Annotated in this window: 13 protein-coding genes; 7 read left to right on the top strand and 6 right to left on the bottom strand. The window is 73.3% G+C overall.

Annotation, left to right across the window (positions count from 1 at the left end; all coding sequences use genetic code 11):
- Positions 1 to 3: 3 nt before the first annotated feature.
- Entirely contained in the window at positions 4 to 900 is an 897-nt protein-coding gene (locus DV20_RS27040) for a LysR family transcriptional regulator (protein WP_043785077.1), read from the bottom strand.
- Between the two features lie 158 nt (positions 901 to 1058).
- Here DV20_RS27040 and DV20_RS27035 point away from each other — a divergent pair, with 158 nt between their 5' ends.
- Together DV20_RS27035 and DV20_RS27030 are read left to right on the top strand one after the other, a co-directional pair.
- Positions 1059 to 1955 carry an SDR family oxidoreductase gene (locus tag DV20_RS27035; RefSeq protein ID WP_043785075.1) on the top strand — a complete coding sequence of 299 codons (897 nt, stop codon included), beginning with the start codon at positions 1059 to 1061 and terminating at the stop codon, positions 1953 to 1955.
- 188 nt (positions 1956 to 2143) lie between these two features.
- Entirely contained in the window at positions 2144 to 3793 is a 1650-nt protein-coding gene (locus DV20_RS27030; protein WP_043785304.1) for a RecQ family ATP-dependent DNA helicase, read from the top strand.
- Between the two features lie 175 nt (positions 3794 to 3968).
- On the opposite strand, the gene DV20_RS27025 is transcribed toward DV20_RS27030, so the two are convergent.
- From DV20_RS27025 to DV20_RS27015, 3 genes are all read right to left on the bottom strand, one after another.
- On the bottom strand, positions 3969 to 4757 hold the full coding sequence (locus DV20_RS27025) for a DUF3592 domain-containing protein (RefSeq protein WP_051736138.1): 789 nt from the start codon (positions 4755 to 4757) through the stop codon (positions 3969 to 3971).
- A gap of 332 nt (positions 4758 to 5089) precedes the next feature.
- Entirely contained in the window at positions 5090 to 5509 is a 420-nt protein-coding gene (locus DV20_RS27020; protein ID WP_043785071.1) for an ATP-binding protein, read from the bottom strand.
- A 119-nt stretch (positions 5510 to 5628) separates the two neighbouring features.
- Positions 5629 to 6090, bottom strand: coding sequence for a VOC family protein (locus DV20_RS27015; protein WP_043785069.1), 462 nt, complete (start codon positions 6088 to 6090; stop codon positions 5629 to 5631).
- Positions 6091 to 6554: 464 nt separating this feature from the next.
- Between DV20_RS27015 and DV20_RS43185 the strand changes: the two genes are divergently transcribed.
- From DV20_RS43185 to DV20_RS26995, 3 genes are all read left to right on the top strand, one after another.
- Positions 6555 to 6830, top strand: a complete 276-nt coding sequence (locus DV20_RS43185; protein WP_051736137.1) for a DnaB-like helicase C-terminal domain-containing protein — start codon at positions 6555 to 6557, stop codon at positions 6828 to 6830.
- Between the two features lie 89 nt (positions 6831 to 6919).
- Positions 6920 to 7315 (top strand): MerR family transcriptional regulator, encoded by a 396-nt coding sequence (locus DV20_RS27000; RefSeq protein ID WP_043785065.1) that lies wholly within the window; start codon positions 6920 to 6922, stop codon positions 7313 to 7315.
- A gap of 106 nt (positions 7316 to 7421) precedes the next feature.
- Positions 7422 to 8342, top strand: coding sequence for an NADP-dependent oxidoreductase (locus DV20_RS26995; protein ID WP_084093686.1), 921 nt, complete (start codon positions 7422 to 7424; stop codon positions 8340 to 8342).
- Between the two features lie 13 nt (positions 8343 to 8355).
- Here DV20_RS26995 and DV20_RS46730 read toward each other — a convergent pair whose 3' ends face one another.
- Positions 8356 to 8955, bottom strand: coding sequence for a hypothetical protein (locus DV20_RS46730; protein ID WP_235190973.1), 600 nt, complete (start codon positions 8953 to 8955; stop codon positions 8356 to 8358).
- A 150-nt stretch (positions 8956 to 9105) separates the two neighbouring features.
- Entirely contained in the window at positions 9106 to 11019 is a 1914-nt protein-coding gene (locus DV20_RS47040; RefSeq protein WP_043785064.1) for an AfsR/SARP family transcriptional regulator, read from the bottom strand.
- 111 nt (positions 11020 to 11130) lie between these two features.
- Between DV20_RS47040 and DV20_RS26980 the strand changes: the two genes are divergently transcribed.
- Both DV20_RS26980 and DV20_RS26975 read left to right on the top strand, forming a co-directional pair.
- On the top strand, positions 11131 to 12009 hold the full coding sequence (locus tag DV20_RS26980) for an alpha/beta fold hydrolase (RefSeq protein ID WP_043785062.1): 879 nt from the start codon (positions 11131 to 11133) through the stop codon (positions 12007 to 12009).
- Positions 12010 to 12103: 94 nt separating this feature from the next.
- A partial coding sequence (locus DV20_RS26975) for an NADP-dependent oxidoreductase (RefSeq protein WP_043785061.1) occupies positions 12104 to 12933 on the top strand: 830 nt, incomplete at its 3' end.

Raw genomic sequence — 12933 nt, 5'->3', positions numbered from 1 at the left:
CGCTCAGCCAGCGCCGGTGAGGTGGAGCCGGGCGTACTTGCGGAACGCCGCGACCAGGCGGCCGCGGTCGTCGGCGCGGGTGGCCAGGACGACGTGGGCCGGGTCGACGCCCTCGAGCGGGATCGACGTGAGGTCGGGGCGCAGGGCCCGGATGTGGTGGCCGGCCGAGATGGCCACCGCCTCCCCGGCGGCCACCAGCTCGAACTTGTCCTCGATGGCGTCGATCAGGGGGCCGTCGGGCGCGGGGCGGCCGTCGGGGCGGGGGTCGATGCGCCAGTAGGCGCTCCACTCCGGATCGGACTCACGCAGCCGGGGCAGGGGCTCGTCGGCGATGTCGTCGAGGGTGACCTGTTCCTTGCCCGCCAGCCGGTGGTCCAGCGGCACGAGCACGACCCGCGGTTCGTCGTAGAGGACCGTGACGTCCAGCCCGTCGGTGCGGAACGGCAAGCGGCTGACCACCGCGTCCACCCGGTGGTCCAGCAGCGCGGCGCGGACGTCCTGGAAGGGCACGTACTGGGTGTGCACCTCAGCGTCGGGATGGCGGTTCCGCAGCTCGCGCACGGCGGGCGTGACGATCAGGCCGGCGGTGTAGCCGACGGTGATCCGGCTCGGCCGGGCCGCGGCCTTCGTGCGCGCCACGGCCTGAGCCGCGGTACGCAGCAACGCCTCGGCCTGGGAGAGGAACACCTGGCCCGCCTCGGTGAGGCTGCTGCCCTGCGGGGTGCGGTCCAGCAGCCGGGCGCCGAGCTGCTGTTCCAGGCGGTGGATCTGCCGGCTCAGCGACGGCTGGGTGAGGTGCAGCGCTTCGGCGGCGCGGCCGAAGTGCCGGTGTTCGGCGACGACCGTGAAGCTGTGCACCAGGCGCAGATCGAGGTCCACGGCCGTCGGGAGGTCGGGCATGTGTCCAGGGTAGCCGCCTGCACCGGGGCGGCGAGCTGCGGTGATGCACGGGCCGTATTGCACGGTGCGGAAGTTTCATTGGCCAGGGGCGGCCGCCGGGGGACAGGGTGGAAGGAGCCGGTTCACCTCACTCCCCGATCACAAGGAGCGTCACCATCATGCGCGTATTCGTCACCGGAGCGACCGGCTTCGTCGGCTCCGCGGTCGTGCGGGAGCTGCTCGGCGCCGGGCACCGCGTGCTCGGCCTGGCCCGCTCGGACGCCGCCGCGGCCACCCTGGCCGCGGCCGGCGCCGAGGTGCACCGCGGCACCTTGGAGGACCTGGACAGCCTGCGCGCCGGTGCGGCGTCGGCCGACGGCGTGGTCCACGCGGCGTTCATCCACGACTTCACCGACTTCGGGCACTCCGTCGCGGTGGACCTGCGGGCCGTCGAGACCCTCGTCGAGACGCTGGCCGGCACGGACCGCCCCTTCGTGCTCAGCTCCGGCACCCCGGGCGGCGCCGGCGGGACGGCGACCGAGGACACCGTTCCCGGCTCCGGGACGCCCGCCGCGGCGCGGCTGGGTGCGGAGGAGGCGGTGCTCGCGTTCGCCGGCCGCGGTGTCCGCGGTTCGGTGGTGCGGCTGCCCCGGTCGGTGCACGGCGAGGGCGACCACCACGGTTTCGTCGCCCGGTTGATCGACATCGCCCGCGAGCGGGGCGTGTCGGCGTACCCGGGAGACGGGGCCAACGCGTGGCCTGCCGTGCACCGGCTGGACGCCGCCGTGCTGTACCGGCTGGCGTTGGAGCAGGCGCCCGCGGGCAGCCGCCTGCACGCGGTCGGCGACGAGGGCATCCCGGTGCGCCGGATCGCCGAGCGCATCGGCGAGCACCTGGGCCTGCCGGTCACGTCCGTCCCGGTCGAGGCCGCCGCCGAGCACTTCGGCTGGCTCGGGCCGATCTTCGCGATGGACACGCCGGCCTCGAGTACCCGCACCCGGAAGCTGCTGGACTGGCACCCGGCCCGCCCCGGACTGCTCGCCGACATCGACGCCGGCCACTACTTCGCCCGCTGAGGACGAGCGGCCGGGTCTTCCGCCGCACCGTGAACAGGTCCACATCGGACGCAACGCGGCGGACCTGTCGCCGGCCACGCGACCGCCACCTGCCGACCGGCCGGCTCCGGGACGTCGAAGGGCACCGCCCGGCACTGCGCCTGACCCCGGCGGTGTTTTCGGGCCCGGCGCGTGGGTACCTGCCGCGGATGGCAGGCAGACGGGACGAACTCCAGCGGATCGCGGCCGAGAAATTCGGCTGGCGGCAGCTGACCGGCGAACAACTCGAGGCGATGGAGCAGGTGATGGCCGGGCACGACGTGCTCGCCGTGCTGCCCACCGGGGCCGGCAAGTCGGCGATCTACCAGGTGCCGGCGTTGCTGCTGGACGGCCCGACGCTGGTCGTGTCGCCGCTGATCGCCCTGCAGAACGACCAGATCGAGGGCATCGGGGAGAGCCGGGCGCCGGAGGCCGTCGCCCTGAACTCCTCCCAGCGCGCCGCCGAGCGCAAGCACGCGTGGGAGGCGCTGCGCCGGGGGACCGCCGAGTACCTGTTCCTGTCCCCGGAACAGCTGGCCTCCGACGAAGTGCTCGACGCGGTCGCCGAGCTCGGCGTCTCGCTGTTCGTCGTGGACGAAGCGCACTGCGTTTCCGCGTGGGGGCACGACTTCCGGCCGGACTACCTGCGCCTGGCGCCGGTGATCGAGCGGCTCGGGCACCCGCGGGTGATCGCGCTGACCGCGACCGCGGCGCTGCCCGTGCGCGCCGACATCGTGGCCCGGCTGGGCCTGCGTGACCACCGGGAGGTGCTCGCCAGCTTCGACCGGCCCAACCTGCGCCTCGGGGTCGACCCGCTGCCGAACGACGACGACCGGCACCAGGCCGTCATCACGCGGACGCGGGCGCTGACCGCGGACCCCGCGACCCGCCCCGGGCTGGTGTACGTCACCAGCCGCAAGGACGCCGAGGCCTACACCGCGGAGCTCGCCGCCGAGGGGGTCCGGGTGGCGGCCTACCACGCCGGGATGAAGGCGGCCGACCGCGAACGGGTGCACGAGGAGTTCCTGCGCGGCGAGCTGGACGCGGTGGTGGCGACCTCGGCGTTCGGGATGGGCATCGACAAGGCGGACCTGCGGTTCGTCCTGCACGCGGCCGCGCCGGACTCGCTGGACACGTACTACCAGCAGATCGGCCGCGCCGGCCGCGACGGCGAGCCCGCGGAGATCACCCTGTACCACCGGCCGCGGGACCTGGGCCGGCAGAAGTTCCTCACCGCGGCGAAAGCGCCGGAGCAGGCCCTGGCGGAGGTGGCCACCACCCTTTCGGGGCACGGCGCGCCGCTGAAGCCGTCCGAACTCGGCAAGAAGCTGAACGTATCGGCGGCCCAGCGCACCCGGGCGGTCAACCTGCTGGAGCAGACCGGCGCGGTGGCCGTCACCGCCGACGGCCGTCTCGAATACCGGAAGTCCGCGGTGGACCCCGGCCAGGCCGTCGAGCAGGGTGTCGAGGCGGCCGAAGCGCACCAGCGGCTGATCCGGTCGCGGATCGAGATGATGCGCGGCTACGCCGAGACCACCGGCTGCCGCCGCCAGTTCCTCCTCGGCTACTTCGGCGAGCAGCTCGAGCAGCCGTGCGGCAACTGCGACACGTGCATCGCCGGCACGGCCGAGGCGGTCTCGTCCGGCGGCGGGGCGTTCCCGGCCAACAGCGCGGTCGAGCACGCGGAGTGGGGCCCCGGCGTGGTGATGTCCGCGGACGAAGACACCCTGACGGTCGTGTTCGACGACCACGGCTACAAGACGTTGTCGGCGCAGGCGGTCCAGGAGAACGACCTGCTCACCGCCGTCGACCGGGACTGATCGCGGACCCGGTCGCCCGGTCCCGGCGGGGCGGCCCCGCCGGCCGGCTGCTGGACCGGCGGGGCCTGGGCCGGGCCTCCTGCGCGCCGGAGAACCTGACCTGCGCAACTTCCTACCGTGCTTCCGGCCGGCTCGCCCGTTCGGGGGAAAATCCGTGGCCGCCGACGCCCCGGGCCTACGTCCCCGTCCGGGCCTCCCGTCCGTACGCCGGCACCGCGTAGGGCCGCTGCCCGGGCCCGGTCTCGAAGAGGACGACCATCTCCCCACCCGAGCCGCCCACCCACGCCGGACGGCCGCTCCGGTGCCGCAGCCAGGTGCTCCGGTGGCTCGACAGCGTCGCCCGCAGCCCGGCCCGGCTTCCGTCGCCGTACTCGACGAGCAGGTCCGGCCGGTGCCGGTACCGGGTGGCCGGATCGGGCCGGACGGTGACCGCGGCCGGCCGCCAGCCGGTCCGCAGCACGGCCCGGTGCCGCAACGACCACCGGCCCCAGCCGACGAGGCTGAGGACCACGGCCGTCAGCAGGCCCACGCCGACCATCCAGAAGAAGACGGTCCCGCGGGGGTCGAGGCCGTCTTCGAGCGTCGTGCGCGCGCGAGCCGGGTCGGCGGGGTCGTAGACCACCGTGACGGTCGAGCCCTGGACGTAGCGCCGGTTCGAGGTGACGCGGATGGCGGCGACGTACGGCTCGCCCCGCACGGAGTAGGTGACGTGGATTTCGCGCGGGCGGTCGTGGACCGTCAGCACGGTTCCGGACACCCGCGCACCGTCCCGCAGCAGCGCGCCGGCGGAAGATTTGTACAGCACGAGCCCGGTGAACGCCCCGCCGGCGGCCACCAGCCACAGTGCGGCGATGACCAGCGCCCGCCACCCCAGCACGCGCAGCCTGCGGGTCTCGGCGGTCAGGTCCACGCTGTCGTGCGCCTCCGCCCCCGCCGGCGGCAGCCACTCCGAATCGTCCGGCATGCGGTGAGCTTTCCACAGGCCGGGGCCGAGATCACCGGATTTGCTCGCGGCCGATCGAGCGGACGCGCGCCGGCGGAACGGGCTCGAGGTCCGTGGGATGCCGCCGAATCGGGTAGCTGTCCTTTGTGCACCCCGGCGAGAGCCGCGGGCGGTCTGCGGCGGCTCCGGTTTGAACCGGCCGCGGACCTGGGCCACCCCAGCTCGGCCCGGAGGCCCCGCCTGGTGACTTGCTCCCAGTTTCGCCCGCCGGCCGCCGGCTTGGCCAGCGCCGGAGGCCGTCGAACCCGGCTACCACCCGTCCGGGTGACGAACGGAGGTACCGCGCGGATCGCTCAGCGCGGCCCACCGGACGCGGACAGGTCGATCTCGGCCCACACGGTCTTCCCGGTGGGACGCTGCCATTGCCCCCAGGACACGCTCATGGCGGAGACGAGCTTGAGCCCGTGGCCGCCGTCGGTCGACGGGGGGCGCGGGCAGGCGGGGTCGACGCACGTGTCGTCGACCTCCACCGACAGCCAGTCGCGTTTGCGCAGCAGGCGTACCTGGCGGGGTGGCAGGCCGTGCCGGAGGGCGTTGGAGGTCAGCTCGTCGACCACCATGAGCGCGTCCACCCGCTGCTCTTCGGGCAGATCCTGCAGCAGCCGATCGGCCCAGGCGCGCACCCTGGCCAGCTCGGCGAGGTCGTCGGCGACCTCGAGGGCGATGACGCGCAGCGAGTCGTCGAACTGCGCCGTCTGCTGTTCGCTCGGCATCGGGGGCAGACCCCTTCCTGATCGCGGTTCCACGTCCGTTCCGCGGAACCGATTTCGGGGGGATTACCCGGCGCCCGATCAGCCAAGCGCGATTTCCCCCTCCCGGCGCGGCTGCGCGGTCAGTCCAGGCAGAATTCGTTGCCTTCGGGGTCGGTCATCACGATGAACCCGGCGCTGAGCGGAGGTTCGGGCTCGAAGCGGCGCACCCGGGTCGCGCCGAGGGCGACCAGCCGTTCGCACTCCGCCTCGAGCGCCGCCATCCGGTCGGCGCCCTGCAGGCCCGGTGCGGCCCGCACGTCGAGGTGGACCCGGTTCTTCGCGGTCTTGCCCTCCGGCACCCGCTGGAAGAACAGCCGCGGCCCCTGCCCATCGGGATCTTCGACGGCGGAGCCGCTGTTGCGCTGTTCTTCCGGCACCCCGGCCCGCGCGAGGAACTCATCCCACGCGGCGAGCGGATCGGCACCCTCGGGCAGCTCGACCCCGGGCGGTGCCGGGTGCACGTAGTCCAGCACTTCGCGCCAGAACGCCGAAAGCGCTCGGGGGTCGTGGGCGTCGAAGGTGACCTGGACGTGTCGGCTCATCGTGGTTCCTCAGGTTGGTCGTCGGGTTGGCTTCGCCCACCTTGGCACCGATTGCGGACAGCCGCGGTCCTCGGCAAGCGTGTCGGTCAGCTCGCGAGCCAGTTGGTCCGGGCGTACGAGCTGTTGACCGACGTGCTCCAGTCGACGATCGACCAAGTCGATGCCATCGCGAGCCGTGAGGGCGTCAACTCCTCTTTGGCCATGGGCTTCGACGATCTCGATGAGGTCATGAACGGCTTGAGGCGCGATGTCCCTCACCGTGATCGACGCTCATCTGCGCCGAGGCCAAGATTCGCGTTGTCGACATGCGGACAGGTCGAATGACCGACGACGACTGGGCGCGTATGGCGGCGAAGATGACCTCGATCCACGAGAAGCCCTCGTGATCACACGACTCGGCGACCCGGGGAAGAGAACACACAACTCGTCATCGACTCACTTCAAATGGTCACTGCCCGACGGAAATGCCTTACGAGAACCGTGAAGGCGAGGTCGCCGAGGTCACCCGGCGGCTGAAGCGGCTCGCTCTGGACGCCAATGCCGCGATCGTCACCACTGCCCAGCTGTCGTTCAACCTTGGTCCCCGGCAGCCGGTCATGCCTCCACCGGGCCTTGCCGATCTACGGGACTCCGGAACCCATCGCCGTGGGGTCGACAGCGTCATGCTGATCCACCGCCCCGACGCCTGGATCCCGGCAGCGTACGAGCGGGTGAAGCTGACCTCATCCTCGCCAAGCTAGCCAGCTTCGTGATCGAGGTGAGAGGCGCACGACGCCTCGGGGCCATGACAGTCGCCCGAGCCCGGAGCTCGCGGGCGTAAACTCCGGGTGTGCGGATCGGCGAGCTTTCCCAGCGCACGGGCGTGAGTCCGCGCTCGCTGCGGTACTACGAAGAACAGGGCCTGCTGAAGAGTTCCCGCTCGGCCGCGGGGCAGCGGCACTATCCCGATGCCGCGGTCCAGCGCGTGTCGCTCATCCGGCAGCTGTTCGACGCCGGGATGTCCAGCCGGGTGATCGCGACCGTGTTGCCGTGTGTGGATGCCCCCAGTGATCTGGACGTCGCCGAGGAGACGTTCGTGGCGATGATGCGCGAGCGCGATCGGATCGACGCCGAAATCGCGCACCTGGCCGAGACCCGGGATGCCCTCGACGTGCTGCTCAGGGCCAACAGCCGGCACCGGGTGGCGCTGTCCGGGGCCGGGGAACCGGCGGCCCAGCCGGCCTGAGGTTGTGACCTGCGCCTCAGGCGATTGCCCCTTACACCGGTGTCAGCGGTGACGATGGCGACAGCGCCCGGAACCACCGGGCCGGTCATCCAGGAGGCAGCGAAAAATGGGACAGGCGTGGGGTTACGGCAGGCACGGCGGGCCCGAGGTGCAGGAGTTCTTCGAGCGTCCCGATCCCGTCCCCGGTCGCGGCGAGGTGCTGGTCCGGGTCGACGTCGCCGGGGTCAATCCGCTCGACCACCTTCTGCGTTCGGGACTGGTCCCGGGGCTCGACGGCGGGCGTCCGTTCCCCCGCGTGCTGGGCATGGAGGCCGCGGGGACCGTGCTCGGACTGGGCGAAGACGTCGACGGGCTCGAGGTGGGTGACGCGGTCTTCGGCTTCGCGCTCACCGGGGGCGGCACCTACGCCGAGACGACGGTGCTGTCCGCACCGAACACCGCCCGCATCCCGGCGGGCCTGTCCGCGACCGTGGCGGCCACGCTGCCGATCGCCGGGACGACCGCGGTGGACGCGCTCGATCAGCTCGGCCTCCCGGCCGGGGCCACGATCCTGGTCAACGGGGTCGGGGGCGGGGTGGGCCTCGCCGTCGCCCGGCTGGCCGTCGCGCGCGAGCTGCGGGTGATCGGGACCGGGAGCACCGCCAAGCGCGAGCACGCCGAGGCCGCCGGGGTGCGGTTCGTCGACTACACCGCCGGGGACGTCGTCGCCGCGGTGCGCGAGCTGGTCCCGGACGGCTTCGACGGGATCGTCGACCTGGCCGGCGGTACCTCGCTGCGGACGGTCGCCCCGCTGGCCCGGGAGGCCCGCAACGTCATCTCCGTCGGCGACATGTCCGTGCCCGAGCTCGGGGGGCGGTTCGTCGAGCGCCGCCTCGACCGGGAGAACCTGGAGCGGTCCGCCCGGCTGGCCCTGGACGGAGTCCTGGCTCCCGTGATCACGGCGACGCACTCGCTTTCCGATGCGCCTGCCGCCCTCGCCACCGTCGAGAACGGTCACGCCGCGGGCAAGGTCGTCATCAAGATCTGAGCCGCCGCCGTTCTCAGGCCTTGAGGTCGAAACCCGTGACGTACCAGGATCCGGCGTGCTTCTCCACCTTGAGGCTGAGGCTGAACGAGCCGGTGTCGCCGGTCGCGCCGATGAGTTCGAGACTGCGCAAGGTACGGCCGTCGAGCTTGACCGCTGTGTCCGGCACCGTGACCTTGTCGCCGTTCGCCGTCACGGTGGCGACCTCCACCTTGCCTTCCGGGGGCAGTTTGACGCCCGGCTTCGCCCACGCGTCGTGCAGCGACCTGGCGCTCGCCGCGGCCCGGGGCTTGGCGCACAGGGCCTCGGCGTCCTGACCGGCGGGCAGCGCCGGAGCACTGGACAGGCACGCCTCCTTGTACTGCTCTCGCAGGATCTGGGTGACCCAGCGCTCGACGGCGGCGTCCGGAGTCCTGGCGCCGGAAGCGGGCTCCTCAGTGGACGCCGGGGCGGGGACGCTCGCCGCCGAGGTGGCCGAGGTGGCCGAGGTGGCCGGGGCGGTCGTGGCCGGGTTCGCCGACCCGGCCACGCTGACCGGACCGCACGCCGCCGCGAGCAGGGCCATCGGCGGCACCAGCGGGAAAAGCCACCGCGCCGCCGGCCGCCGAGCGGTCACCACCGGGACGATTCTTCCACCAGGCAAGGATTTTCCCCTCGGTCAGCCGCGTGTTCCGGCTTCGGGTTCGTCGGCGGGATCCTGGTGTCCGGCGGCTGGTGACGTCAACGGATGCCGGGGAAGTCTGCCTCTTCGGCCACTTTCCGGCGCTCATCTCGTTGCGGCGCAGGCCGCCGCCGCGGCCAGGTACCGCGAAACCGGGCCCAGGGTCAGCATTCCGCTGGCCGCGCCGGCGTGTTCCGCCTTGGCGTCGCGCAACGCCTCTTCGGCGGCGGCCGCGATCCCGCGCTCGCCGAGAACGACGGCGGCGTGGGCGGTCAGGCACCACATCGCCTCCTGCAGGTGGTCGCGCGGGGGTTCGGGGGCGGCGGCCAGCGCGACGCGGGCCTCCTCCCGCTCGCCTCGGGCGAGCAACACGTGGGGCTGCGTCCAAGGGCGGTAGGGACCCCAGTCGAGGTGCGGGTCATCGGGCGCGGCGCGGTCGTGCAGCAGGCGCAACCCGAGCAGCGCCAGCGGGAACAGGCCGCGGTGCAGGCCCGGCATGCCCGCCGTCCGGAGGGCGTCCTCGGCGGCGCGGTACTGCGCGGCGGCCGTGGCCGGGGACGGTCCGCCGGCTTCGGTGCTGCGGGCGGCGGTCGCCCGGGCACGGAACCACGCGGTGAGGACGGCGACCAGGGGCGACTCGGCGGTGGCGGCGAGCCGTTCGGCCGCCGTGGCGTGCGCGGCCGCAGCGTCGAGATCGCCGGCGGCCGAGGCGGACTGCAGGCGGACGAGGCGGCCGAGGACGGCGAAGGCCGGCAGCTCGTGCCGGGTCGCCAGGTCGAGGATTTCGGCGCCGATCCGGTCCCGGTCCGCCGCCAGCCCGGGACGGGCGAAGGACTGCAGGAACACGCCGTTGAGCGCGAACGCGAGCAGCGCGGGATCGCCGAGCCCGCGGGCCAGTGCCTCGGCCTCGGCCGCGGCCTGCCGCGCGCGCCGCAGCCCGGACCGGGCCAGATCGGCGGTGCGGCTTTCGACGGCGACCGTGGCCAGGAGGCGGGCCCTCAGGTCGGCCGGGCCGCCGGGGCCGAGCGCGGCGAGCGTGCGCTCGGCGGCCGTGACGACGGCGCGGGACTGCGCGAGGTCGTCGGCCCGGCTCCAGATCGCCGGCACGTCGTAGGCGCCGATGATCCGGGCCGTCAGGGTGAGGTCCCCGGTGCGTTCGGCCGCCTGGATCGCGGCGAGGCGGTCGCGCCGCGAGTGGACGAGGGCGTCGCCGCCCGCCAGCGCGAGGGTGCGGGCCAGGTCCACGGTGGTGCGCGGGCCGAACCGGGCCGCGGGGGCCGGCCACGCGGTCCCGGTCAGGATTTCGGTCTCCACCCGCTGGAGGTCGGCTCCGGGGTCGAGCCCGAGCTGGTCGACGAGCATCGCGCGGGCCCGGCGGAGGGTCGCCAGCGCGTCGGCCTGGCGTCCGGCCCGGTGCAGGGCGCGGGCCAGCAGCCCCCAGGCCGGCTCCCGCCACGGGTGTTCCGCGACGTGGGCGCCGAGTTCGGCGACCAGGTCGCCGCCCTCGCCCGAGTCGAGGAGGACACGGGCGCGCAGCTCCACGGCCGTCAGCCGCAGTTCCTCCAGCCGCGTCCGTTCGCGCTGCGCCCAGGCGGAGTCCGGCACGTCGGCATAGGCGGTTCCGCGCCAGGCCGCCAGTGCCGCGCTGAGGTCGGTCACGGCGCCGGGAGCCCGCCGGGCCCGGTCCAGGGCGTCCTCGAACCGGTGGACGTCCACGTCCTCGCGCGGCAGGCGCAGTGCGTAGCCGGGCCCTTCGGTGACGATCAGCCGGGGCGGCGTGCGGGGCGGGCGGCCGGGTTCGAGGGCGCGGCGCAGGGCGGCGACGAACGTGCGCAGCGCGCCCACGGCGCGGACCGGCGGGTCGGTCCACAGGTCGCCGACGAGGGTGTCGGTGGTGACCAGCCGCCCCTCGGCCGCGACGAGCCGGGCGAGCACCTCGCGATGACGGGGTCCGCCCAGGTCCACCGGGCTCCCGTCGTCGCGCAGCGCCCGCACGGCACCCAGCACGTCGATTCGCATGCCCCCATCATCGGGGCCGGGCGTCGGCCGCGCCCCGCGCACTGATCGGTTGCTGATCGACGGCGCCCAGGCTGGCCGGGTCAGAGTTCCCGACCAGAAGGACGATCTTCGATGACTCGCACGATTCCCGGTTTCGACCACGTCCGCCTGCCCGGGGCGGACGGCGTGGAGCTGGCCGCCGCCGTGGGCGGCAGCGGCAGCCCGGTCGTGCTGCTGCACGGCTTCCCGCAGACGCACCTGATGTGGCGGCACGTCGCCGAACGGCTCGCCGGCGAGCACACGGTGATCTGCCCCGACCTGCGGGGTTACGGCGCCAGTGCCAAGCCGGCGGCCACCGGCCGCAGCGTGTACGCCAAGCGCGCGATGGCCGGCGACGTGGTGCGGCTGGCGGCGGAGCTCGGCCACGAGCGCTTCGCCCTCGTCGGGCACGACCGGGGTGCCCTGGTGGCCTTCCGGGCGGGCCTGGACCACCCCGAGACCATCACCCACCTCGGCATCCTCGACGTGGTCCCGACGCTGGACATGTGGCACGTGCTGCACGGCGTCCGGGCGGCGGTCGGCTACCACCTGTTCCTCATGGCGCAGCCGCCGGGCCTGCCGGAAACGATGATCGCGAACAGCGCGGACGCGTTCTTCGGCTCGTTCCTCGACGCCTGGGCCAACGACCCGGCCGCGATCCCGGCCGAGGTGCGGGCCGAGTACCTGCGCGCGAGCGCCGCCGCGGTGCCGTCGATCGTCGCGGACTACCGCGCCTCGGCGGACATCGACGTCGACCACGACCAAGCCGACCTCGACGCCGGGTCGCAGCTGGCCATGCCGGTGACGGTCGTCCAGCAGGACTGGGGCGCGCAGCTGGGCTACGACGCCGCCGGGGTGTGGAAGGCGTGGGCGCCGGATCTGGACCACCGGCTGACCCGGGCCGGGCACTTCATGGCCGAGGAAGCCCCGGACGAGATCACGGCGGCGATCCGGGACCTGCTGGCCCGCTGACGGTCGTGCTCCACGTCACTTGCTTCGAATTCAAAGCAGGTCTATCGTTCACCTCAGATACTTCGAATTTGAAGCAAGACGAGGAGAGAGTCCGATGAAGGCAGTGCGTTTCCACGAGTACGGCGGCCCCGAGGTCCTGCGTTACGAGGACGTGGAGCTGCCCGTGCCGGGGCCCGGGCAGGTGCGGGTCCGGGTGGCGGCGACGTCGTTCAATTCCGTCGACGGCAACATCCGGGGTGGATTCATGCAGGGGCCGATTCCGGTGGTGCTGCCGCACACGCCGGGTCTGGACGTCGCCGGGACGGTCGACGCGCTGGGTCAAGGTGTGACCGGGTTCGAGGTGGGTGATCCGGTCGTCGGTTTTCTGCCGATGGACGGGACCGGTGCGGCGGCGGAGTACGTTCTGGCGCCGGTGGAGGTGCTGACGTCGGCGCCGAGGAGCATCCCGTTGGCCGAGGCCGCGGCGTTGCCGGTGGTGGGATTGACGGCGTATCAGGCGTTGTTCGATCACGGGAAGCTGGCGGCCGGGCAGCGGGTGCTGATCAACGGTGCGGGGGGTGCGGTCGGGGGTTATGCGGTGCAGCTGGCGAAGAACGCTGGTGCTTATGTGATCGCGACGGCCAGTCCGCGTAGTGCCGAGGCGGTCAAGACCGCTGATGAGGTCGTCGACCACACCGCCACCGCGGTGACCGACGCGGTGACCGAGCCGGTCGATCTGGCCCTCAATCTGGCCCCGGTCGCTCCGGAGCAGCTGGCCGCGCTGGCTGGTGTGGTCCGTCCGGGCGGGGTGGTAGTGAACACGACGGTGTGGATGCCCGCGCCGTCGGATGAGGGGCGTGGGGTGCGGGGGATCGATCTGTTCGTGCGGAGTGATGCCGGGCAGCTGGCGCGGTTGGTGGGGCTGGTCGACCGTGGTGAGCTGCG

The organism is Amycolatopsis rifamycinica (assembly GCF_000695625.1).
Lineage (GTDB): Bacteria > Actinomycetota > Actinomycetes > Mycobacteriales > Pseudonocardiaceae > Amycolatopsis > Amycolatopsis rifamycinica.
Note: the sequence above shows the minus strand (reverse complement) of the source record. Positions and strands in the feature narration are given on the sequence as shown.

Excerpts from the sequence above, each read along its gene's own strand:
- DV20_RS26980 (WP_043785062.1), top strand. The coding sequence starts at position 11,131 with ATGACTCGCACGATTCCCGGTTTCGACCACGTCCGCCTGCCCGGGGCG.
- DV20_RS27025 (WP_051736138.1), bottom strand. The coding sequence starts at position 4,757 with ATGCCGGACGATTCGGAGTGGCTGCCGCCGGCGGGGGCGGAGGCGCAC.
- DV20_RS27020 (WP_043785071.1), bottom strand. The coding sequence starts at position 5,509 with ATGCCGAGCGAACAGCAGACGGCGCAGTTCGACGACTCGCTGCGCGTC.
- DV20_RS43185 (WP_051736137.1), top strand. The coding sequence starts at position 6,555 with ATGCCTTACGAGAACCGTGAAGGCGAGGTCGCCGAGGTCACCCGGCGG.
- DV20_RS27030 (WP_043785304.1), top strand. The coding sequence starts at position 2,144 with ATGGCAGGCAGACGGGACGAACTCCAGCGGATCGCGGCCGAGAAATTC.
- DV20_RS27040 (WP_043785077.1), bottom strand. The coding sequence starts at position 900 with ATGCCCGACCTCCCGACGGCCGTGGACCTCGATCTGCGCCTGGTGCAC.
- DV20_RS27035 (WP_043785075.1), top strand. The coding sequence starts at position 1,059 with ATGCGCGTATTCGTCACCGGAGCGACCGGCTTCGTCGGCTCCGCGGTC.
- DV20_RS27015 (WP_043785069.1), bottom strand. The coding sequence starts at position 6,090 with ATGAGCCGACACGTCCAGGTCACCTTCGACGCCCACGACCCCCGAGCG.
- DV20_RS26995 (WP_084093686.1), top strand. The coding sequence starts at position 7,422 with ATGGGACAGGCGTGGGGTTACGGCAGGCACGGCGGGCCCGAGGTGCAG.
- DV20_RS47040 (WP_043785064.1), bottom strand. The coding sequence starts at position 11,019 with ATGCGAATCGACGTGCTGGGTGCCGTGCGGGCGCTGCGCGACGACGGG.